Source organism: bacterium (assembly GCA_022763185.1).
Classification (GTDB): domain Bacteria; phylum Bdellovibrionota_G; class JALEGL01; order JALEGL01; family JALEGL01; genus JALEGL01.
On the sequence record JALEGL010000014.1, the window covers coordinates 156119 to 179059 of the forward strand.

Annotated in this window: 24 protein-coding genes; 18 read left to right on the forward strand and 6 right to left on the reverse strand. The window is 36.6% G+C overall.

What is annotated here, in order from left to right:
* Positions 1-101: 101 nt before the first annotated feature.
* Positions 102-1151 carry a hypothetical protein gene (locus MRY82_08580; GenBank protein MCI5072974.1) on the reverse strand — a complete coding sequence of 350 codons (1050 nt, stop codon included), beginning with the start codon at positions 1149-1151 and terminating at the stop codon, positions 102-104.
* A gap of 52 nt (positions 1152-1203) precedes the next feature.
* On the opposite strand from MRY82_08580, the gene purN reads away from it, so the two are divergent.
* Positions 1204-1785: a phosphoribosylglycinamide formyltransferase gene (purN, locus tag MRY82_08585; protein ID MCI5072975.1), complete on the forward strand. Its 582-nt coding sequence runs from the start codon at positions 1204-1206 to the stop codon at positions 1783-1785.
* A 49-nt stretch (positions 1786-1834) separates the two neighbouring features.
* Positions 1835-2485, forward strand: a complete 651-nt coding sequence (locus MRY82_08590) for a hypothetical protein (GenBank protein MCI5072976.1) — start codon at positions 1835-1837, stop codon at positions 2483-2485.
* On the opposite strand, the gene MRY82_08595 is transcribed toward MRY82_08590, so the two are convergent.
* Positions 2482-3426, reverse strand: coding sequence for a LysR substrate-binding domain-containing protein (locus MRY82_08595; GenBank protein MCI5072977.1), 945 nt, complete (start codon positions 3424-3426; stop codon positions 2482-2484). The genes MRY82_08590 and MRY82_08595 overlap by 4 nt on opposite strands.
* Before the next feature lie 141 nt (positions 3427-3567).
* Here MRY82_08595 and MRY82_08600 point away from each other — a divergent pair, with 141 nt between their 5' ends.
* The 4 genes from MRY82_08600 to MRY82_08615 all read left to right on the forward strand — a co-directional run bounded on the left by MRY82_08600 (position 3568) and on the right by MRY82_08615 (position 6010).
* Entirely contained in the window at positions 3568-3879 is a 312-nt protein-coding gene (locus MRY82_08600; GenBank protein MCI5072978.1) for a thioredoxin family protein, read from the forward strand.
* Positions 3860-4117, forward strand: a complete 258-nt coding sequence (locus tag MRY82_08605; protein ID MCI5072979.1) for a hypothetical protein — start codon at positions 3860-3862, stop codon at positions 4115-4117. The genes MRY82_08600 and MRY82_08605 overlap by 20 nt, the downstream gene beginning before the upstream one ends.
* 249 nt (positions 4118-4366) lie before the next feature.
* Positions 4367-4951 (forward strand): peroxiredoxin, encoded by a 585-nt coding sequence (locus MRY82_08610; protein ID MCI5072980.1) that lies wholly within the window; start codon positions 4367-4369, stop codon positions 4949-4951.
* A gap of 183 nt (positions 4952-5134) precedes the next feature.
* The gene (locus MRY82_08615; protein MCI5072981.1) at positions 5135-6010 is read left to right on the forward strand and encodes a hypothetical protein; all 876 of its coding nucleotides are present in this window, start codon (positions 5135-5137) and stop codon (positions 6008-6010) included.
* Between the two features lie 6 nt (positions 6011-6016).
* On the opposite strand, the gene MRY82_08620 is transcribed toward MRY82_08615, so the two are convergent.
* Positions 6017-8182 carry a bifunctional (p)ppGpp synthetase/guanosine-3',5'-bis(diphosphate) 3'-pyrophosphohydrolase gene (locus MRY82_08620; GenBank protein ID MCI5072982.1) on the reverse strand — a complete coding sequence of 722 codons (2166 nt, stop codon included), beginning with the start codon at positions 8180-8182 and terminating at the stop codon, positions 6017-6019.
* A 141-nt stretch (positions 8183-8323) separates the two neighbouring features.
* Here MRY82_08620 and MRY82_08625 point away from each other — a divergent pair, with 141 nt between their 5' ends.
* The 3 genes from MRY82_08625 (at position 8324) to MRY82_08635 (ending at position 10987) form a co-directional block, all read left to right on the forward strand.
* Positions 8324-9646 carry a glutamate-cysteine ligase family protein gene (locus MRY82_08625; GenBank protein ID MCI5072983.1) on the forward strand — a complete coding sequence of 441 codons (1323 nt, stop codon included), beginning with the start codon at positions 8324-8326 and terminating at the stop codon, positions 9644-9646.
* 26 nt (positions 9647-9672) lie between these two features.
* A complete protein-coding gene (locus MRY82_08630; GenBank protein ID MCI5072984.1) occupies positions 9673-10089 on the forward strand; it encodes a VanZ family protein in 417 nt (138 codons plus the stop codon).
* A 64-nt stretch (positions 10090-10153) separates the two neighbouring features.
* A complete protein-coding gene (locus MRY82_08635) occupies positions 10154-10987 on the forward strand; it encodes a phytochelatin synthase family protein (protein ID MCI5072985.1) in 834 nt (277 codons plus the stop codon).
* Positions 10988-10989: 2 nt separating this feature from the next.
* On the opposite strand, the gene MRY82_08640 is transcribed toward MRY82_08635, so the two are convergent.
* Entirely contained in the window at positions 10990-11622 is a 633-nt protein-coding gene (locus tag MRY82_08640) for a class II aldolase/adducin family protein (GenBank protein ID MCI5072986.1), read from the reverse strand.
* A gap of 129 nt (positions 11623-11751) precedes the next feature.
* Between MRY82_08640 and fsa the strand changes: the two genes are divergently transcribed.
* The 6 genes from fsa to dnaK all read left to right on the forward strand — a co-directional run bounded on the left by fsa (position 11752) and on the right by dnaK (position 18221).
* Positions 11752-12402, forward strand: a complete 651-nt coding sequence (gene fsa / locus MRY82_08645) for a fructose-6-phosphate aldolase (protein ID MCI5072987.1) — start codon at positions 11752-11754, stop codon at positions 12400-12402.
* Positions 12403-12903, forward strand: coding sequence for a hypothetical protein (locus MRY82_08650; GenBank protein ID MCI5072988.1), 501 nt, complete (start codon positions 12403-12405; stop codon positions 12901-12903).
* A 47-nt stretch (positions 12904-12950) separates the two neighbouring features.
* Positions 12951-13730: an electron transfer flavoprotein subunit beta/FixA family protein gene (locus MRY82_08655; GenBank protein MCI5072989.1), complete on the forward strand. Its 780-nt coding sequence runs from the start codon at positions 12951-12953 to the stop codon at positions 13728-13730.
* A 32-nt stretch (positions 13731-13762) separates the two neighbouring features.
* Positions 13763-14737: an electron transfer flavoprotein subunit alpha/FixB family protein gene (locus MRY82_08660; protein MCI5072990.1), complete on the forward strand. Its 975-nt coding sequence runs from the start codon at positions 13763-13765 to the stop codon at positions 14735-14737.
* 458 nt (positions 14738-15195) lie between these two features.
* Positions 15196-16164, forward strand: a complete 969-nt coding sequence (locus MRY82_08665; protein MCI5072991.1) for a hypothetical protein — start codon at positions 15196-15198, stop codon at positions 16162-16164.
* A gap of 146 nt (positions 16165-16310) precedes the next feature.
* The gene (gene dnaK / locus MRY82_08670; protein ID MCI5072992.1) at positions 16311-18221 is read left to right on the forward strand and encodes a molecular chaperone DnaK; all 1911 of its coding nucleotides are present in this window, start codon (positions 16311-16313) and stop codon (positions 18219-18221) included.
* Positions 18222-18299: 78 nt separating this feature from the next.
* On the opposite strand, the gene MRY82_08675 is transcribed toward dnaK, so the two are convergent.
* On the reverse strand, positions 18300-18779 hold the full coding sequence (locus MRY82_08675) for a hypothetical protein (protein ID MCI5072993.1): 480 nt from the start codon (positions 18777-18779) through the stop codon (positions 18300-18302).
* Positions 18780-18836: 57 nt separating this feature from the next.
* On the opposite strand from MRY82_08675, the gene MRY82_08680 reads away from it, so the two are divergent.
* From MRY82_08680 to truA, 3 genes are all read left to right on the forward strand, one after another.
* A complete protein-coding gene (locus MRY82_08680) occupies positions 18837-20645 on the forward strand; it encodes a hypothetical protein (protein MCI5072994.1) in 1809 nt (602 codons plus the stop codon).
* A 1-nt stretch (position 20646) separates the two neighbouring features.
* A complete protein-coding gene (locus MRY82_08685; GenBank protein ID MCI5072995.1) occupies positions 20647-21249 on the forward strand; it encodes a hypothetical protein in 603 nt (200 codons plus the stop codon).
* A gap of 120 nt (positions 21250-21369) precedes the next feature.
* On the forward strand, positions 21370-22134 hold the full coding sequence (gene truA / locus MRY82_08690; GenBank protein MCI5072996.1) for a tRNA pseudouridine(38-40) synthase TruA: 765 nt from the start codon (positions 21370-21372) through the stop codon (positions 22132-22134).
* On the opposite strand, the gene proC is transcribed toward truA, so the two are convergent.
* A complete protein-coding gene (gene proC / locus MRY82_08695; GenBank protein ID MCI5072997.1) occupies positions 22126-22938 on the reverse strand; it encodes a pyrroline-5-carboxylate reductase in 813 nt (270 codons plus the stop codon). The genes truA and proC overlap by 9 nt on opposite strands.
* Positions 22939-22941: the final 3 nt, after the last annotated feature.

Sequence of the window (22941 nt, forward strand, 5' to 3'; positions counted from 1 at the left end):
TAAAGAAAACAAAAAATGCTGATTCAATATAGGTTTCTTTGTCGCATACAAACAAGTATTTTGCTTTTACCCAGACTTTGCCGGGAAGTTTATCAAAATAACTAAGGAGTTTCTTTGGTTACAATATTGGGTTTATCAACGGTTCCCGAAACATGGAAAGAGTTGATAGGCGTGTATTCATGGTAGAAAGTGACTTCCGCTCCTGCATTTAAGTCTTTATTTGGAAAATTTTTTTGAGCTTGATTGATAAGGTCTAGAATAAAGCTGGATAAACGGTATTGTGTTCTAAAATTGATATGCGAATATGAAATGATGTCTACTTGAAGACTAATTTTTGAACAAGGATCAGTGTTGCACTGGATAACAAAATTTAGATTTGAAATATTATATTCGCCTAAGTTTTGTTGTAAAAGGCTGTTTTCATAAAGTGTAGCCCATTGTTGGGTTAATTGCTCATCGTAAGGATTAGTTGTCATTTTTATTTGTGCTGGAGAAGTGATTTTTGAAGGAGTGACTTCTTTTTTACCTGATAAGAGCTGATTAAAACTTTCTCTAAGTTCACAGTCTTTAACGAGTTGAGATTGTTTATCCTGGTTAAGCTTCGTTTTGGGGATATATTTCTTTAATAAGGAGCATTTTTTTTGTTCAATGAGTTGCAAGGCAAAGACTTCAGGGTCAACAAGACCAGAACGATATTGTTTTTGATTTTGTTGCCTAAACCAATCTGAAAAATCATTGATCAGTTTTCTGTTTCCCATATTTTCAAAAGCACTTTCACCAATGAGCTCATAGTTTTGTACATCCCATAAACTAACGGCAATATAGTTTGGAGATATTTTTCTTAAAATAGCCATAGTTTGGACTTGGTCCAAAGCAGCCTTAGCTAAAATTAGTGCATCGTTACGGATGTTTTTGATAGGAAAAGCTTTTAAAGTAAAGTTCTGACTATGAATAGATAACCTTTGAATTAAATTATTGTATTCACTGAGTTGATTAGGGTCTTTGCCATCAAAAGTTTTACTGTTAACAAAAATACCGACAAAAGGTTTGTTTTTTTGATTGGCATAGCTTTTTTCAGTGATATACACAACAATGAACAGAGCGTATAAAAAAAGGAATGCTGTGTGCTTAAATTTTCTTTTATTATACATCAACTCCAATTATACATGACATGTTTGAGGTTTGACTAGATATCAAGTGAATATGAACAAAAAAATACAACAAAAAAGAATCATCATCATGGCTTCAGGCAATGGCAGTAACTTTGAAGCCATTGTAAAAGCATGTCACTGTGGTCAAATCAATGCTCAACCTGTTAAACTCATTGGAGATAAACCCAAGGCCTTTGTTTTTGAACGAGCCAAAACTCTTGGTGTAGACTCTGAATGTATCGATTATCAGTCTTTTACTTATAGATCTGAATTTGAAGACCAACTATTGCGGGCATGCAAAAAAGATGGACCGGATTATATTGTTTTGGCGGGTTTTATGAAAATACTTCCAGTGCAATTTATCCATAACTTTAAAGACAAGATTATCAATATTCATCCCTCGCTTTTACCCAAATACCCTGGAACCAAAGCGATTGAAAAAGCCTGGGCTAATGATGATAGTGTTAGCGGGGTTACGGTTCACTATGTTGATGAAGGTGTTGATACAGGTAAAATCATCTTACAAAAAAGTCTAGAGATTGACCGCACAAAAACATTTGAAGATTTTTGTCAGCAGATGCACGCTTTAGAGCATCAAGTATACATTGAAGCTTTGCAAAAAATTCTGAAATAATGACACTTTAACTCAAAAGAGTTGGCATGTATTGTGAATTAAATATGACATGTTGCTAAAATCTTTGCATGAACATTCAAAGCATATTCAGTATGAATTTTATTCTACTGAAGAACTTTTTAAGGTTTTGTTTTTAGAAAAACCTATTAATCAAACAGCCATTAAAAAAATCATATATCGATTAAATAATAACCTAGTATGTGACTATGAGTATTTACGTTATATTTTGGATTTAGATGAAGATATCATATTTAAACTTTTAGCATTGATTGAAATGATCAAGCGTAAAGAGACTCTTGTCTCTAACCTGAAGTACATTCACTCACCCAAAGACTTTGCTCTAGGCTTAATTAAACATTGCCAATACTTGGTTAAAGAAGTTGTTTATATTGGCTTATTGAATCATAAAAACGTTTTGTTTGAATTAAAGCAGTTAGGTCAAGGTGAAACAGACAGTATTAAAATAGATATGAAAGTATTTATGAAGCATATTTTATGTGAGGATGCGTCTCGAATTATTTTAGGACATAATCACCCCTCAGGTGACCCAAGCCCCTCACATCAAGATATTGCATTAACAAAGCGTATAGAAAGAATGTTGAGTTACTTTAATTTAGAGTTATTGGATCATATTATCATTGGACGAAAATCATACTACAGCTTTAAAAACAAACGCATTTGTTTGATACAACAATATTAAATTTCGATGCGTTCAATGTTTCTTTTTTTAAGTGAACTCAATTCATTAGGTACATTGTCAATAATGCAGTCTATTATAGCGTTGATAATGTGCTCTTTTAGAAAGGTTCTGCTGTGAACGAGACTAACTTCACGGGTAGGAACGGGGGTTTTAAACTTTTTTAATTGATGTTTTTTTTCTTGTTCACTGAGATCGAGAGTGGATAGATGAGGAATAAGGGTGTAACCATCTCCTCGACGAATTAGGTTTTTTAAAGTTTCAAGATTACCACTATCAAAATGTACATTGTTTAAAACTTCAGGTTTGTTTTTAAAGGCACAAACTTTAATGACTTGCTCTCTAAAACAATGCCCCTCATCAAGAAGCCAAATCGGATAATCTTGCAGTTGGGTTTCTGACACAGTTTTCTTTTTGATTAGGGGGTGTTTGTTGGACATGAACGCATAAAAAGGTTCATAAAATAAACTGCGTTCTATGATTTTATCATCATAAAGGGGGGTTACTAAGAGTCCGCCATCAATTTGATCGTCGTAGAGTTTTTCAATAATGTCTTGGGTTTTGTGCTCGCTAATGGTCAACTCTACCTTTGGGTAGTTGTCTGAAAAGCTTTTAATAAACAGAGGTAAAATATAAGGAGACAAGGTAGGAATAACGCCAAGATGAAATGACCCACTGAGTTCTGTGCTTTGAGCATGGATATCGAGCAGCTTTTTATGTTCAGATATGATTTTTTTTGCTTGGTCAATCACTTCTTGACCAAGCTGTGTGATTTTAATGGGAGATTTTGAACGATCAAAAATCACAATATCCAACTCATCTTCAGCTTTTTGGACTTGGGCTGAAAGAGAAGGTTGACTGACAAAGCACGATTTAGCAGCTCTGCCAAAATGTTTGTGTTTTGCTACGGCTAAAATGTATTCAAGTTGACTCAAACTTGGCATTTTTGTAATGTACTTTGAGCAATTAAAATGTCAACAATAATAGTTTTAAGCTATTGATTAATAGCTTGAAAGTCTTGGAAAAAATTGAAGCTTTGTTGCATATTATGAACTGAACCGAATGCAATAAAAACGGAGGTTGCAATGATTGAACTAAATGAAGATAACTTACAAACAATACTGAATGAAAATCCACATGTTATTGTACAGTATGGCGCCACCTGGTGCGGAAATTGTAGAATGATAAAGCCTAAATTTAAAAAGCTGGCAGAAAATACTCAGGATGTTACTTTTGTTTATGTTGATGCAGAGAAGTATCCTAACTCAAGAAAGCTTGCAAATGTCGATAATCTTCCTACCTTTGCTGCTTTCAAAGGTGGGGAATTATTAAAACAAGATCAAGGTAATAAAATTGATGTGGTTGAAGGGTTGGTCAGTGAAATTACCAGTCATTAAGTCATTAACAGAGTTTATCACTCAGCATGATGAAGATTATGTTAATGAGTGTATTGAGGTATTGGAACATGTATCTCAAGCCAAGGGTTTAAGTGATGAAGAGCTTAATACTATTGGTGAGCTGCTTTCCAATATGTATGGATCGTTAGAGGTTTCAAAAATGGTCAAAGAAGGAAAGTCTGATAAAGATGCTTTGAACCATTTTATGAAAAGAGTCGTAGGCTCTATAGACAAATAAGGAACCAGAGGAAAAGAAGGTTTATCCTGAATTTTCCCCGGGTGGGCGCCGCTGAAGCGGCATAAGTTGTACTAAATCATCGCAAGGCAAAAGCCTTGCTCTTCACAAGTACAGCTTTATGAATTTGATCAAAAAGACATTTTTTGGTCAAGAATGGCGGGAGATTTTACATGAGTCATTATTAAGACGAAGGGTCTAAGGATGACTGAAGACCTCCCTTAAATAAAAATGAAAAAGGAGTAAATGTATATGTCAAGATTAGTAGGTAACCAAGCACCAAGTTTTTCTGAACAGGCTTTAGTAAACGGTGAAATTGGTAATGTTTCATTAGATGATTTTAAAGGTAAGTGGAAAATTTTATTCTTTTATCCTCTAGATTTTACTTTTGTATGTCCAACAGAAATTGTGGCATTTTCTGATGCTGCAGAAAAATTTAAAGAAAAGAACTGTGAATTGATTGCATGTTCTGTGGATTCCGTATTTTCTCACCTTGCGTGGACTCAGCAAGATAGAAATGATGGTGGTTTAGGGGATGTTAATTTTCCAATTATTGCAGATATCAACAAGAAAGTAGCCAGTGATTATGAAGTCTTAACCGATGGAGGTGTTTCACTAAGAGGCTTATTCTTGATTGATGATCAAAATGTGATTCAACATGCAACCATTAACAACCTTTCTGTTGGAAGAAATGTAGATGAAGCCTTACGTTTGTTAGCAGCGTATCAATATACTGCTGAAAAAGGCGAAGTCTGCCCAGCAAACTGGACTGAAGGTGAAGACAGCATGAAACCTGATCCACAAGGTTCAAAAGAGTGGTTCAATAAACATAAATAAATGATTGAATAGCTTTCATGAAACTGTAAAAAAGAGCCTTAAGAGGCTCTTTTTTATTTTTAGGGTGTAAAGTTTGTTTTTAAAAGAACTGGGGTGAAAAAAGTAAATAAATAATATGTTTTATAAAAAATGAGATTGCATTAAAAAAAATTATCTATTACAAGAGATATTAGGGGAAGTTTAATGGTTATAAAGTCGCGTTTAGCTAAAGTTTTTTTAATAAGTCTATATTTATTTTTTGCAACTGTTTATGCGCAAAAAAATATAAGAGTTGTGGCCTTTGATGATGCTTCAATTGAAAAGTATGGGCCTGTGAAAGTTCTTTTACATTTAGCTAGTGCCATTAAGAATGTAAAATCTGGGGATATTGTTTTTGATATGAACCTGTGGGAACCCATTGATTTTGAAATACTTTTAAAAGACCCAAATAAAAGAGAAATGGTATTAGATTATAAAGAAGCACAAAAAATCTTTTTTCATAATGTTACAAGTTTTTGTGAGCAGTCTTTAGAACAAAATAAATTTTTTATTACTGCCCCCGGTAGAGTACGTTTTTATGAACAAGCATCTTCAATGTATCTACAAAGCTTAAAAAACTTAGGCTTAGATCAAGAGCTTCCAACTTGTGTTGAGTTTGCTTATGCTAAAGGCTATGAAAAACAGGTGATGATTGATGGTGATATCACCAATGAAATTGCAATTGTTAAGCTTAAACATACGGACCTAGAACACATGTTTTTTGCTATTAACAGACAAGTTTGGGGAGATGCAGGAGTCAGTTCTATGTTAAAAGGAGTAGATAGAGAGATATTTTTAGAGTATTCCTTTGTGGATACTTCTGATTACTTTGATGAAAACTATAATCCAGTTAATCGTGTGCTAGCTTTATCTTCAATGGAAAACAATGAAATTATAGACTCAGAACTCACTATTTTTTCTGCCCATTCAATTAAAAGAGATGCTTTTATACGAAAAATAGATAAACAAGGTAAAATTAAGCAGTGGTATCCAGGCTACTTTTTAATTGTATTGGGTATAGAGTTAGTTTCAGAGTTTTAAAACAATCTAAAGATTTTTAACGCGTTCAACAGTTAGAACTCCTTTTAACTCTCCTATGCGTTGAATTAAAGAATTAAGTTGATTGGTATTTTGAATAGAAACATCAAAGTAGCAAATGGCCTTGTTATCCGCAGTTGTTTTAATCGATGCATGAGAGATATTGCCTCCAGATTTTGAAATTTGCTGTGAAACATCGGCTAAAATTCCTACTGTATCGGTTGTGATGACTTGGATACGGACGATTCGCTTACTGCCTGCAATGCTATCTGCCCAAGCCACATGAATTTTTCTTTCATCGTCTGTTTCTAAAATCATATAGCAATCACTTTTGTGAATTGTAACACCACGACCTCGAGTAATAAAACCAATAATTGGATCTCCGGGCAAAGGTGTACAGCATTTACCATACCTGACAACAATACTGTCTTCTCCTCCCACTTGAATGGGAGCAGATTTTTCTTGGCTTATGGCTTGTGACGAAATATTTTCGTGAACTTTGGCTAGTTTTTTAAATGTTTTTTCTGGGTTTAAAAGCTGTGTGTATTTTTCTACAACTACTTGTGGATGAATTTTTCCATAGCCTACAGCTAAAAGTAGTTCATCTTCATTGCCTAAACGCAACTCTTTTAAAGTTGCAGAAAAAAGATCGCTATCGAGGACACTTTCAAAACGCTCTTTATGTTTTCTAAATTCACGAATAAGAATTTCATGCCCCATTTTTTTGGCTTGGTCACGTTCAATTTTTTTAATATGCGATCTTATTTTAGAACGAGCTTTTGAAGTTTTAACCAACTTTAGCCAATCTTTTGATGGGCTCATGTTTTTATCGGTGATAATTTCAACTTTATCGCCATTTTTAAGCTGATATTTTAAAGGGACCATTTTGCCATTAACAATAGCACCTTTACACTTTAATCCTACTTCTGTATGGACTCTAAAGGCATAGTCTATGGGTGTAGATCCTCGAGGGAAGTCTAAAACTTCACCTTGAGGGGTAAATACATAAACTTCATCTGAGAATAGATCAATTTTTACGCTTTCAATGAATTGATGAGCATCGGATAAATCTTGTTGCCATTCTACCATCTGTCTAAGCCAAGCGAATTGCTTAATATCTTTGGCTTTGGCAGATGCTTTTTTATTGTTTTTATAGTCCCAGTGGGCTGCAATTCCGTCCTCAGCAATAGAGTGCATATCATAAGTTCTGATCTGAACTTCAATGCGTTCTCCATTAGGGCCAATAAGTGTGGTATGTAAAGATTGATACATATTAGCTTTGGGTAGGGCGATAAAATCTTTAAATCGACCAGGAATAGGCTTCCACATGGCATGAATATGCCCCAAAGCTTCGTAACATTTTGGAATAGAATCAACCAAAATTCTAAACGCAAGGATGTCATGTATTTGATCAAATTCGAGCCGACGTTTTTCCATTTTTTTAAAAATTGAAAAAGCGTGCTTACGTCTCCCGGTAACTTCACAGGAGATATTTTCTTCCTTCATTTTTCTAGCTAAAATATCAATGATTTTAGAAATAAAGGTGTCATGTTTATTTTGAGATTCAGCTAGGTGATCTTGAATCATTGAAAAAGAGGAGGGGTGAAGGTATTGAAAACAAAGATCTTCCAGCTCATTTTTCATCCAAGACATACCTAAACGATGGGCCAAAGGAGCATAGATGTCTAAAGTTTCCTGCGAAATATTTCTTTGCTTGTCTTCACGCATGTGTTCCAATGTGCGCATATTATGTAGACGATCAGCAAGTTTAACAACAATCACCCTGATATCCTTGGCCATGGCCAAGAGCATTTTTCTAAAACTCTCACTTTGTTGAATGTCTTTGGACTGAAAAGAGATTTTAGATAGTTTAGTCACACCATCAACCATTTGAGCAATGTCTTGACCAAACTGGGCTTCAATATCGTCTATGCTGGTATCGGTGTCTTCTACAACATCATGCAGCAAACCTGTAGCAACAGTGTCTTCATCCATTTGGTGCGACGCTAAAATAAAAGCAACTTGAGTGGGGTGAGCAAAGTAAGGTTCCCCAGATTTTCTTTTTTGATGTTGGTGCGCTACCTTTCCCAAGGCATATGCTTTTTCAATAAGCTCTGCATTGGCTTTAGGTCGGAATTTTTGAATTTCTGAAATAATTTCTTTTACTGGTATCATAAGTTAAACGCCGATTATAAACCAGTCAACTCAGGCTTACCAGTCTTATTTCTTAATTTGTCTTTTAAAGAAAGATTTAGATAATACAGCAAAGGCTTTTGCCTAAATAATATTTTTAAGATATTTGTAAAGACAAAAATTATGAGCAGAGAAGCAAAATCCAGTGAATCTAAACCAATAAGCAAGCAAGAAGACCTGTTAGATATTTTTTATGGGGGCAGTAGATCTTCAGAAGATTTCTTGGTTGGGCTTGAGACTGAAAAAATTGGTGTTTATAAAGATAACTTACAGGCCATCCCCTATGCTGGTGAAAGAGGGATTGAAACAATTTTACACGCTATTGCTGAAAATGATGACTGGAGAAAAATCCTAGATCAAGAGCAACTGATTGCGCTGGAGAAGGGGGGGCAGGCAATTACTTTAGAACCCGGTGGTCAATTAGAGCTTAGTGGTTCAGCGCACCGGTCTATTGCCGATGTTGCTCAAGAACTTGGCCAACACTTAAAACTTCTCTGTAAAATTTCAACGCCCTTAAATATTTCTTGGTTGGGAATAGGTATTCAACCCATGAGCAGTATTGATGAGGTTTCATGGGTACCCAAGTCTCGATATAAAATTATGAAAAGCTATTTTGAGAAAGTCTCTCCGGGCGGTTTACAAATGATGAAACTAACCGCCTCATCACAAGTTAATTTAGATTATAGCAGTGAAGAAGATGCCTCCAAAAAGGTAAGTGTGGGTAGCGTTTTTGGCGTACTGGCTTCGGCGTTAACAGCTAATTCAGCAATAGAGCAGGGGAAAAAAAATGGTTTTTGTTCCAGGCGTTTAAAGGTTTGGCAGAATACCGATAAACAACGTTGTGGGATTCCAAAATTTTTTATTGATGGTAGTTTCTCTTTTGAGAAGTATAAAGATTATGCGCAAAATATTCCTATGTACTTTTTATACAGAGATGGAGTCTATCAAGATGCAACTCAGTATTCCTTTGCTCAGGCACTTAATAAAGGTGTGAGTTTGACACAAACTGACTGGGAGAGCCACTTAACAACTTTGTTTCCCGATGTGCGTTTAAAAAATCATTTAGAATTTAGAACTGCCGATGCCAGCAGTGAAAAGCTATCTATAGCCATAACCGCTTTTTGGATGGCTTTATTGTATAACAACAGTTTATTGGATGAGGCTTATAATTTTTCTAAGAAAATTGATTTGGAAACTTTACAACTTGCCATTGATGATGTTGCTCTTAATGGAATGCAAGCAAATCTAGGTAAAATAAAGATACAAGATTGGGCCAATGAGTATATAGATTATTGTATATCAGCCATGGACAAAGTGCTTTATAATCAAGGGATGACAGATTACTTAATCCCACTCAAAGAAATTGTTGATCAAGGACAATCGCCAGCAGAACAGTTGTTGGCCAACTGGCCAACCTGTCTTAAAACACTATGCGAAAAGGAATAAAATATGTTATCCCCTGCGGGATTTGGGTGGGAATTATTTTTTTGTTTTCAAGTAAGTATTTTTCTGCAGGCAATACCAGTACAGTTTTGTATGAATGGATTCACGCTCTGTTTAAATCGTTTTCAAGACAAGATTTTTGGACCATTCATACCTACATTCGTAAGTCAGCACATATTATGGCCTATGCGGTTTTGGCATATTTTACATTGGTGGCCCAGTTAAAAAGCTTTTATATTTTTAGGTTTAAGGTGCCTAAAAAATTTTTTTTCTATGCGTTTACATTTTGTTTTAGTGTTGCTGTTTTAGATGAATACAATCAAAGTCAGATTTCTGTTCGGACAGGAACGTACAAAGATATTATCTTTGATATGATCGGTGTTTTGCTTATACTTATCTTTGTTCATTTTAAGACTATGCATCGGCAATGTAAAATTTTTATATGACAGTATTGTTTGTGCAACAGCAATGTGTTGACAAAAAAGAGGGTAATTTGTAGTTTCAATTGCTATGAAAAATTTATTGATCACATTGTTATGCATACTAAGCCTAAATTTATCATCTTGTGCGAACAAGAAAATTCCATCACAGGTCCAAGCAAATGATACTAAGCCTGAATTGATTGAGTTTTCTTCTAAAGAAGGAATGGAAAGATTCAATCGATCGAAGCATAAGCAAGATTTTTTTATTTTATCGAATCATTTTGAATCACAAACCAATAAAGTATATTGCGGCCCAACATCAGCAGTTATTGTTCTAAACGGTTTAAGACAAGATGAACTGCGTAACAATAATATACAGTTGAAAGTTGATAAAAGTCTGATCAGCAATGTCAATAGGAAACACTTAAACTCTGAAAGAGTTTATGTATTTAATCGGTATACCTATAATAATATTTATAATGTAAACAATGTTAAAACCTCTCAGCAAGTTTTAGGTGGTCCCATGGAAAATGGAAAATCAGATTGGGGCTATCAGTTAGAACAGCTTGTACAACTATTCAAAGCGCATGGATTGAATGCGGATAAATTTGTTGTAGATGATGCATTATCCATACAAAAAATGAAAGCAACAATGATTGATTCACTAAACAATAATTCCAATTTTATATTGGTCAATTATAAAAGAACTGCTTTAGGTCAAAAAGGTGGAGGACATATTTCTCCAATTGGAGCCTATGATAAAAAAAGTGATTCCTTTTTGATTATGGATGTAAACCCTAATAAGGCTGACTGGGTTTGGGTTGATGCTAAAGACCTTCACGCTGCAATGAAAACCTTTGATACAATAGAAAACAGAGGCTATCTAATGGTTAGCGATATTAAAGCTATGTATACCAATTAGATTTAAGATTTGGCCAAGTCAATGAGTTTATCAAGCAGACTAGAGTCTATTTTTTCAGGCTTTCTAATGTTGTTTGCTAAAAATAAAATTTTTGCACTATGCTCCACACGTTCGAGTTGGGTGTAGGCATCATGGATACTTGTGCTTGATGCACTAACCACACCATGGCGTTCTAAAATAATACATTGATTGTCTTTTAAAGCCTTGGCCGCCTGTTGTGCTATGGCGTCTGTGCCTGGCGTGGTGTAAGGACATGTTGGCACCTTGCCCAAAGCAATGATGACCTCAGGTAAAACAGGGTCTTCTAAACTGATCTTAGATAAGCTGCACGCTATGGCATAAGGAGGGTGGGAGTGGACAATGGATTTTGCTTCTGGGTTTTGCTGATAGCAAACAAGGTGCAACTGATACTCTGAAGACGGTTTTGGGCCAGAAAGGTGTTCCCCCGTTTTTAGACAAACTATACTGATATCAAAAGCCTTCAGTTTGCTTTTATCGTATCCTGTGGGGGTGATTAACATCCTTTGTCCTGAAATCCTTATAGATGTATTACCATCATTCCCCACTCCGTAACCCTTGTTGTAAAGTTGTTTGTGAATACTTATGATTTTTTTTCTTGCCAATAAATTAAACACAGTTTTTGTATAGCACTAAACCTTATATATAGTCGATAGATGCTGTGTTTTGCTTTCATAAAATTAAAAATATGTTGATGGGGTTATGAATAAATTGACAAGGCTGCTGCAGTATAGCATTTTTAATGCATGAAATTCTTCATAGATACAGCCAATATAGATGAAATTAAACAAGCCATTGCTTTGGGTATGTGTGACGGTGTCACAACCAACCCCAGTCTGGTCGCTAAAGAAGGCAAATCCTATTTTGACTTAGCCAAAGAAATTTGCGCTTTGGTTCCTGGGCCGGTTAGTCTTGAGACAGTTGCACAAACATCTGAGACCATGGTGACAGAGGGCAAAAAGTTAGCAGAGCTTGGAGATAATGTTGTTGTCAAGCTACCCATGTGTGAAGACGCTTTGATTGCAACCAAGCATTTGGCACAAGAAGGTATCAACGTCAATATGACCTTGTGCTTTTCCCCGATGCAGGCACTTTTGGCTGCCAAAGCTGGAGCTGCTTACATTTCCCCTTTTGTTGGTCGTTTGGATGACATCTCTCATGATGGAATGGCTTTGATTGAGGAGATTGTAGCCATCTATGATAATTATGCTTTTGAAACGGAAGTTTTAGTGGCCAGCATTAGACATCCAAAGCATTTACTGGATGCAGCCTTGATGGGGGCGGATGTTGCAACCATTCCATTTAAAGTTTTGTCACAATTGGTCAAACATCCCTTAACCGATAGTGGTATTGCAAAGTTTAACGAAGACTCAAAGAAAGTAGAAGGGCACATATAGATGATGAAACAGCTTTTAGCATGTGCTTTATGTTTAACTATGCTTTTTACAGCGGATGCTTATGCTCAGCTGCAAGAAAAAATTGATTTAAAAATAGGTGCTGGGACAACACTTTCTCCGACAGGTGTTTTAGGCGTTGGCTCTGCGGATTACAGGCTTTCAGAAAACATAGCTTTAACGGCAATGATGCAATGGTCCTTGGGTGAGTTGCAGGACATTGTTTTTCCAAGCTTTGGTGGACGTCTTATTTTGCCCCGTAGTGTAATTAGCGGATCTGAAAAATCAGGTTTGGAGTTGTCGGCGCTATTTGGAGCAGGTCCGGTGTATAGAGAAGTGAATGGCTTTAAAGCCTCACATGTTGGTTATACTACTGGCCTTGGAGTTGACATGTTTTTAGGGAGTGGTTTTTCTTTTGGTGGAACAGCTTTGGTTAACTTAACCAGTAATGTTGTAGAAGATTCATTTTTTTCAGTTTTTGGCCACGTAGGCTTTCACTTTTAATTAGAAAGTAACTTAAAAAATAAAAATTAGTAGAGGAGATGCACACCATGAAAATAGCAGTTTGCGTAAAACGGGTACCGGATACAGCCAGCAATATCAAGCTTAACAATGATCAACAAGGTATTGTAGAAGATGGCTTGAAGTTTATTATCAGTCCTTATGATGAGTTTGGTGTTGAAGAAGGTTTAAAAACCAAAGAAAGTGTGGGTTCTGGTGAAGTTACTGCTTTAACTGTAGGTGATGATAAGTCACAGGATGTTCTTAGAAATGCTTTGGCCATGGGCTGCGATAAAGCTGTGATGGTTCAAAGTCAAGAAAAGTTATCGGGATTGTCTGTCGCAAAACTCTTGGCAGCAAAAATTAAAGCGGATGACTACCAGTTGGTATTTACCGGAAAACATGCCATTGATGATGATGCTTCCCAAGTCAGCCAAATGACAGCTCAGCTGCTAGATTGGCCGCATGTTTCTTCAGTAAGTAAATTTGAACTGATTGATGAAACTACTGCAAAAGTGCATCGAGATGTCGATGGCGGCAATCAAGAGGTATGGGAAATTAAGTTGCCAGCAATATTTGCTGCAAGCAAAGGTCTAAACCAGCCACGCTATGCGTCTTTAAAAGGCATTATGCAATCGAAGTCAAAACCCATTGAAAAAGTTAGTGCATCTGACTTGGGTTTAGATGAGGGATCGTTGAATAACAATGTTAAAGTTATAAATTATGAAGAACCACCTGCACGCCAAGCTGGGCAAATTTTTAAAGATGCTCCGCAAGAAGCCGTTAAAGAAGTGGTTAAAAAATTAAGAGAAGAAGCTAAAGTAATATAAGGTTTATTTGAGTCTGAGAAGGAGTTGATTGTATGAATATCGCTGTATGGATTGAAGGTAGTAACAATAAAATTAAAAAGGCATCTTTAGAAGTTTTGGCCCAAGCAGGTCGCTTGGCAAAAGCCAACAATGCAAATCTACTGGCATTGTATGTTGGTGAGTCGATTGCGGATATAGAAACACAACTTAGGCCTTATGCAGTAAAAGCACTGTATCATGCCAATGTGTCCAATTACAATACAGTGTCTTGGTCCAACCAAACAGCCAAGTTTTGCAGTGACCATGATGTCAATATTTTGCTGGCCTCTTTAAGTGCAAACAGTCAAGATACCTTTCCAAGAGTTGCGGCACAATTAAACTGTGGAATGATTTCAGAGGTGACTCATATTGAGTTGGAAGGCAATACTTTAAAAGCCAAACGGCCCGTTTATGCGGGTAAACTGATTGCCAATGTTGAGGCCAGTTTAGATGCTCCCGTGGTAGTGACCTGTAGACCCAATGTTTTTGACCCTAAGCCTGAATCGGGTGAGTCCAATATTGAGATCAACGAACTTGACGCTGCTGGATTTTCCGAGTGCGGTCGTTGTAAAATCCTAGATGTTAAAGAAACTGTGTCCGATAGACCTGATTTGGCAGCCGCTGAAATTGTTGTTTCTGCGGGACGTTCTATTAAGTCAGAAGAGAATTTTAGCATGATCAATGAATTGGCCGATGTTTTAGGTGCTGCCGTTGGTGCTTCAAGAGCTGCTGTAGACGCTGGATATGCTAGCCATGACATGCAAGTGGGGCAAACCGGTAAAACAGTGAACCCAAAATTATACATTGCCTGTGGTATATCAGGAGCCATACAACATTTAGCCGGCATGAGCTCCTCAAAAGTCATCGTCGCCATCAACACCGATCCAGAAGCGCCCATTTTCCAGAAAGCAGATTATGGCATAGTGGGGGATATGTTTGAATTGGTGCCACTGATGAAGGAAGAGTTAGCAAAACTCTTGCAAGAGTAGGGCAACCCGCAAAAGGTGAATTTGTCCAAAACGACGTTTTTGGACAAAGAGGAAAAAGCGATTTTTCCTAAATATCAATGGCAAAGCCATTGATAAGAAATCGGACCAGAAAGCAGATTATGGCATAGTGGGGGATATGTTTGAATTGGTGCCTTTGATGAAGGAAGAGTTAGCAAAACTCTTGCAAGAGTAGGGCAACCCGCAAAAGGGCCTTGCATAAGCTATCCTAAAAACAAAGCTTTAAGGATAGCTAATAAATTTGTCCAAAACGACGTTTTTGGACAAAGAGGAAAAGTATTTTTCCCTGGCTATCATGTTGAGAGGGCTTTGATTTTTTCTTCATATTCAAGCTTTTAAGCCAGTTTTCATATTCAAAGAGTTGTTTTTTTTATAACTTTTTGATTTTATTGTAAAAAATATACTTGATTGAGATAACGCAATATGTTAATTTGCTTGAGATGATCAAAAAAGCGACTTTACTCTTATTCTTAGCCATGATGTTTGGATGTGCATCAAAACCAGTTGTCCCTACTGAAAAAAAAGTAAAAGAGGTTATCCCAAAGCCTAAAAAAACCATTACAGAGGTTGAAGAAAAAGGTGATGGTGAAGAAAAAGGTGATGGTGAAGAAACAAGCGATGATGATGGCGACGATACCGAGACCGAGGCTGCAAAAATCTATCTAAAAAAGACAGAACAACAATTTAAAAATGGCGAATTCATTTATGACATCATGAAAGATGATCAAGTCATGGGTGAATGGTGGCCAGTGAGTGCTTTAGACTTAGTGACCAAAGATTCGCATTCCGATTTATTTGAAAAAGAATTGAAAGAAATTATCAAAGAAGTGGGGGGCATTGCTGCTGCACCTGATGGCATGACTTCTGGCGCTAGTCCTGGAAAGCTTGAAGGAAAGTTTTTAATTGATGGTGTTTTGTATGAAGGAGATGGGTCTCATCCAAAATACGGCATTGTATTACTAGAACAAAATGGAAGAAAAATCACCTTTACTCATCAAGAAGAAGTTCTTAAAGATTATGATGATATGGACGCCTTTTTTGCTGAATATGAAGGTAATGACGAAGCTACAATATTTTATACCCCATCGATAAAACGTGGAGAAAAAGAATTAAACAACGATACCAAGATTCATAGAGCCTTGGTCAGAAGAGTGAATGCTGATGATGAGCAAGAAGTGGGTATGGCTATTTTAGAAAAGCCTATTAACAATAAAGAGATGATTGCTTTGATGAATGGGCTCAATACCAAAGATGATGATGGAAATATGCTGACCAAAACCACGCATATTTATTATACTGATGGTGGCAACAGCTATGGGCAAGCAGCAAGGCTAGATGCTGATGCAAAGGTTACCGTGCTGGGTGAGCGCAACTCTGATCTTGTGACCAACTATCTGATTATTTATTAAAACTTAAAGAACTGATTTAAATAAAATCAAAAAAATACCATTGACAAGCGGCTTGATGAGTTTATTTTGCTTGTGTTGGCTTTTTTGGGCCAAAAATTTAGTGTTATCAATATTTTAGAGAACAGATAAGTAAGGAATTTGAGATTATGAGCAAAATTATTGGAATTGACCTTGGAACCACCAACTCAGTGGTTGCCATTATGGAAGGTGGAGAAACCAAAATTATCCCTAATGAAGAGGGCGGTAGAACCACACCATCGGTGGTAGCGTTTTTAAAAGATGGGAATAGAGCTGTTGGCCAGGTGGCTAAACGTCAAGCTGTAACAAACCCAGAAAAAACCATTTATTCTGCCAAACGTTTTATGGGTAGACGCTTTTCTGAAGTAGGCGACGAAAAAGATGTAGTTCCTTATAAAGTTGCAGAAGGTGATAATGGCATGGCGGTTATTGAAATCGATGGTAAAAATTATACACCTCAAGAAATTTCTGCCATGGTTTTGCAAAAATTAAAAAAAGCAGCTGAAGACTATCTAGGAACAACCGTGACTGAAGCGGTGATTACTGTTCCTGCCTATTTTAATGATTCACAACGACAAGCCACCAAGGACGCAGGTAAAATTGCCGGTTTAGATGTAAAGCGTATTATCAATGAACCTACAGCTGCTGCCTTAGCCTATGGTATGGACAAAAAGAAAGACCAAGTGGTTGCGGTTTATGACTTTGGAGGTGGTACATTTGATGTTTCTATTCTTGAAGTGGGAGATAAGGTTGTAGAAGTGAAGTCTACCAATGGTGATACGCACTTAGGTGGTGATAACGTTGATGAAGCCATCATTAAATGGTTGGCAGAAGAGTTTAAAAAAGACCAAGGCGTGGACGTATCTAAAGACAAAATGGTGATGCAGCGTTTGAAAGAAGCTGCTGAAAAAGCCAAGATTGAGCTTTCTACCGTTATGGAGACAGAAATTAATTTACCTTTCTTAACTGCAGATGCATCAGGTCCAAAACACCTCAATGTCAAGTTAAGTCGCTCACAGTTTGAAAAGCTTGTGGGAGATATCATTGATGGTACCAAACAGCCTTGTATTCAGGCTTTAAAAGATGCGGGTCTTAAAGCCGGTGATATTGATGAAGTGATTTTGGTGGGTGGTTCAACCCGTATCCCTATGGTGCAAAACATTGTTAAAGATATCTTTGGTAAAGAAGGCGCAAAAACAGTCAATCCTGATGAAGTGGTTGCCAGTGGTGCTGCCGTTCAAGGGGGTGTATTAGCTGGGGATGTCAAAGACGTTCTTTTATTGGATGTAACACCGCTTTCTTTGGGTATTGAAACTTTAGGTGGCGTCGCAACCAAGTTGATTGAGAAGAATAGTACTATTCCAATTAAAAAATCTGAAACGTTTTCAACAGCTGCGGACAATCAAACATCGGTTGATATTCATGTCTTGCAAGGTGAGCGTGAAATGGCTTCTGGCAACCGTACTTTAGGTAGATTTCAGTTGGGTGATATTCCTCCAGCACCAAGAGGTACGCCTCAAATTGAAGTAACCTTTGATATTGATGCCAATGGTATTGTGAATGTATCAGCTAAAGACAAAGCAACAGGCAAGGAGCAAAAAATTACCATTTCTAACTCTTCTGGCTTATCGGAAGAAGAAGTAGAAAAAATGGTGAAAGATGCCCAAGCCCATGCTGAAGATGATAAAAAACGTCTAGAGCAAGTTCAAGCCAAAAACCAGTTGGATACTCTGGTTTTCTCAACAGAAAAAACCTTGAAAGAGCACGGTGAGCAATTGCCGGCTGATGAGAAGAAAAAAGTGGAAGATGCCTTGGCTTCAGCTAAAAAAGCGCTTGAAAACCAAGATGCTGATGCAGAGAGCTTGAAAAAAGAAACAGAATCTTTAACGCAAGCATCGCATAAATTGGCTGAAATCATGTATAAAGCAACGCAAGAGGCTTCTGCTAATGCATCAGCAGAAGGTGATAGTGCCGAGTCTGAGTCTTCTAAAAAAGATGACGATGACGTGATTGATGCTGAGTACAAAGACGTCAGTTAATTAAAAACTGACACTACATTCATAAAAAAGGCCTGTTTCTTACTTACAGGCCTTTTTTTTGATCTAAATATTTTAAGATTACCGGCTATCAAATCTACTGGTTGCGCCGCCTCCGCCTTCAATATTAATTTCAAAGCTTCCCTGTACTGCAATGACTTGATCACCATCGGTAGCGATTCCTGTAATGGTTATGCTTCCAGCACTTGCAGAAAAGGCTTGGGTGACTTGTTCTAAATCACGGGTCACGGTAATTTGTCCATTAACTTGTGTTACTCCACCAACAGAATATGTGCCTACGCTAGCGTCTCCAAGTGTGATAACCATGTTATCTCCTTCAGGGTTAGTGAATTGTAATTCTGCATCGCCATTACTGCTTGAGTATATACCATTAAACCGAGTGAAGTTAACAACTGCATATGATGAGCCAGAGCCACTGGTATCATTGGGATCAATAATTGTAGCCTCTAAGGTAGCCAATACCGGTGGTAAGTTACATGAACTTAATAAAAACAATGATATAACTGTTAAAAAACTAAATGTGCGCCCCAATAACTTCATTTCACTATTATAGCAAAAAATAGCATAAAAGCAGAGCCTATGTTTAAATGTTTTTTAATGTCTAAGATGAGATTGGTATGTTTGTGGATATTCCTGCTTTTAAAGCCTGCGCAGGCTTATCCAGATAAACTGCATTATGAACTGAATTTTAGTCACCAAAGCTCTATATTGATTGCTAGTGATAAGGCAAATCCTAGATATGGTTTTGTTTTTTCTACAACGTCAAATGTACTGAGTGTAGTGGATTTGTTTTCAAGAACTTTGGTGAAAACCATAATCACTCCAGGGTTTACTGTTTCGGCTTGTTTATTAACGGAAGAAGAAAAAATTTACTTCATCACTGATCAAAGTGATCAATGGTCCGTGTTGGACTTGTCACAAAATATTGAGTCTCCAAATCTAAGTAATGTTGATAGTGATACCAATGGAGTAGACTTTGAAAGTATTGATTGTTTGCATAGTTTAGGAAACAGTCACCTTGTCTTGGGAGATTATAATACTGGTACACTCTATACCTATAATCTTGATGATAATAGCTTAGACCAACAATTAAATATTGGTTTTACACCAGTGGATACTGAGGTGATAGAAGAGAGAAATCAAGTGCTGGTATTGGGTGAGTCAGGTGAACTGGAAGCTTATCAGGTGCCAAGTTTACAGCGATTGGGCAATAGAGTAGAGTTAAGTAATTATTCTAGCAGCAATAACTTTTTGCAGTTAACCCAAAGCAGCTTTGAAAACAGCAGTTACATTTTTATCAGCAACCCAATATCGTCTGCATCAGAGATATTTGCAGTGCAAGCAGATCATCAAAACTATTTGTTGAGTATGATAGACTTTACAAGTGGTGGTGGTATTGATCCAATACTTACAGATACACTTATTGGTAATATCTATTGCGCAGTAACACAGCGTCCAGAAAGTTTTTCATCTGCAAAGATATATGTTTATGCAGAAGATTTAAGCAATAGTAGATTAAAAATCATAGATCCTAATGTTAGCGCTGCGCCCAGTAGCTGGCAAGAAATTAATCATATTGATGGCGTGACCAATATGACGGCTAAAGGAAATTTTATTGATGAATATAACAATCTTTATATTTTAAATGATAGTACAAATACATTAAAGGTTTTTTCAGATCTTCCAAGCATTGATTTAATCGGAGCAAACTTAGAGATCACCAATGAGAGTGATTATAGCTTTAGTGTTCAAAGTGATGCTTCAGGCCTTTTAAAAATAAAATTAATGGATGCGACCAAGCAAGCCGTATCCCCTCAAGCCATAAAAACCTATAGCTCTTCAAGTATCACCGCCAATCAAAATAAGAGTGTCAGTATCAATACGGATGATTTTATAGAAGGTGATAACTTGTTGGGTGTTTATGTGGAATCAGGTTCAACCGAAAGCTACCGAGGTATTGAGATTTTTAAAGACACTATTCCACCGTATCCCAATGATTATAAGTTAAAATTTGGAAATCAAAAACTATTTGTGAGCTGGGATGGTGTTAATCAAGCGGATATTGATTATTATGAAATTTCATTTGGTTTGGATGATCAAGCTAGCGATGGAGCAGGTATAACCAGCCCAGTGTTAGTTAACCATACCGGGACAGGAGATTATACCTATAACATAACAGGCTTGGTTAACGGTCAAAGGATCTACGTAAAAATTAAAACAGTTGATCAACAAGGTAATGAAAGTGACTACAGCCCCATATTAAGTGAAGTGCCTGAAGAAACCATTGGTTTAATAGCCTTAACTGGAGAAACAGGTTGTCAAGCCGATAGTAAAGTTTCAGGAATGATTTTAATGATGCTGATGCTACTAATTTTATATAGTCGAAAAAAGTGGCAAAGGAAATAACATGAAAGAAAAGCTTTTGTCGTTTTTAATTATTACAATGGTTTCTCTTTCTTATGCAAAAATGAAACACAGCAACAAAGTGTCATTGCGTTGGGTTCAGTTTACTGGGGACGTAGAACAAACTTTCTTTGATAAAGGCAATCATCTAATAAGTTATGATTACCTTATAGGCTACGAAACTTTAAAATTAGGTTTAAGTCTTGGCTACATGAGAAAAAAAAGTTTTTTGATAGGTGTAGATTCCGGAAGGGAAAGTGGCGAGACCATGATTTTAACGCTTGTACCTATAGAGCTTTACCTTGAGTATAGTCCTTTTGAAAAACAAAAATGGTATGTTCAACCGTTTTTAGGAGCTGGATATCAAGGTTATCTTATGTGGCTAAAAGAAAGTGCTCGTCAATTAAGTAATGTAAAGCATGGTTATGCAGTAAAAGGTGGGATAAGGTTTTCACTTAGAAATTATGCAAGTTTGGGGAGCAGAGAGTTGTTTGATATTAATAACATTTTCATTGATGTATTTGCCTCTTATAGACCTATGATGGGTTCAGGTATCGATTTAAGTGCGTGGGATTACGGTGTTGCTTTAGGTTTAGATTTTTTATGATTTTTTTAAAGAGTGTTTTTCTTCTACCTTAAATAAAAGCATGTTTTTGATTCAGTTTAACGAGTCTGTTTTGATTTAGTATAAAACATCTTTGTTAAATTATGTTATGGAGTATAGATAGTGAGTAAAAATCTAAAGAAGAAAATATTACTTAATATTACCTATCAAGGGACATCCTATAAGGGCTGGCAGAAACAACCAGATACAGATATGACTGTGCAAACCCAAATTGAGTCAGCAATAGAGAAACGAAGTGGTCAAAGAATAAAAACCTTGGCCAGTGGAAGAACCGATGCGGGTGTTCATGCTCGTAGACAGTCTGTTTGCTTTGATTATTATGGTGATAGAGTCATTGATTTAGAAGACTGGGTTAGTGGTTTAAATGTTTTTTTACCTGAAGATATTAGGGTGCGTTCAGCGCAATATGTCCATGAAAAATTCCACCCAATCGCCTGCGTTAAGAAAAAAGCGTATCGATATTTTTTTAAGGTGGGTAAAAAAAACAATATTTTTTTAAGAGAATGCGTAGCTTTATTTCATGATGACGTGGATATAGACTTAATGAAAAAAGCAAGCCTTCTTTTTAAAGGAAAGCACGACTTTAGATCATTTCAAACATCAAATGACCCCCAAAAAACAACCCAGAGAGAAATTTTTTCTATTGAGTTAAGACAATTAAGAACAAGCAGTATTTATTATTTAGAAATTACGGGTGAGGGGTTTTTAAAGCATATGGTACGTAATATAATGGGAGCCTTGGTTGCTGTAGCTAGAAAAAAAGCCACGCAAAAAGATATTCAACGTGCTTTGAAATCTAAAGAAAAAATAAAAATAGGCAGTACCGCTCCGCCAGAAGGCTTGTTTCTTTGGGATATTTTATACTGATAGCTCTTCAGCTCTTTTTGCTGCAGCTTCAACCGCTTCAATAAGGCTATGTCTAACACCACCTTTTTCTAAAGTATAAATACCTGTAATGGCTGTACCGCCGGGGGAAGTAATGAGGTCTTTAAGCTGTCCAGGGTGTTTTCCTGTAGCGTTAATCAACGCAGATGAACCAAAAAAAGTTTGTTTAACCATGGCTTTGGCATGCTGTCTTGATAAACCGACTTTTACGCCAGCATCAATCAAGGCTTCCATCATGGTGTAAATAAATGCAGGGCCGCTTCCTGATAGACCCGTGGCAGCATCAAACTGGGTTTCTGGTAGCTCTATATTTAAACCTAACGCATTGAAAAGCTTGATAAAATACTCTCTGCCTTGTGAGTTTGCAGCAGCATTACATGCAAAAACATTGACACCAGCACCTACTTTAACCGCTATATTTGGCATGATACGAATACAGGCAATATTTTTAATGTGTTTATCGAGGACATGTTCAATTTGTTTTAAAGTGTAGCCAGCAGCACAAGAAATCAGGGTTTGATGAACATCTAACACCGGAGCTATTTCTTGCAATACTTTATCTAAAATTTGAGGTTTTACCGCTAAAATTATCAGTTCAGATTCTTTGGCCAGATGAAGGTTATTTTGTACACATTCTATAGCATAATCTTTATTTATCAATGCTCTAGAGTCTGAATTGGGGTGAGATGTGATAAAGTTTTTTTCATTCAATTCAGAAAATTGTATCAAGCCTTCATACAAAGCTTTACCCATATTACCAAAACCAATTATGCCAATTTTTTTCATTAT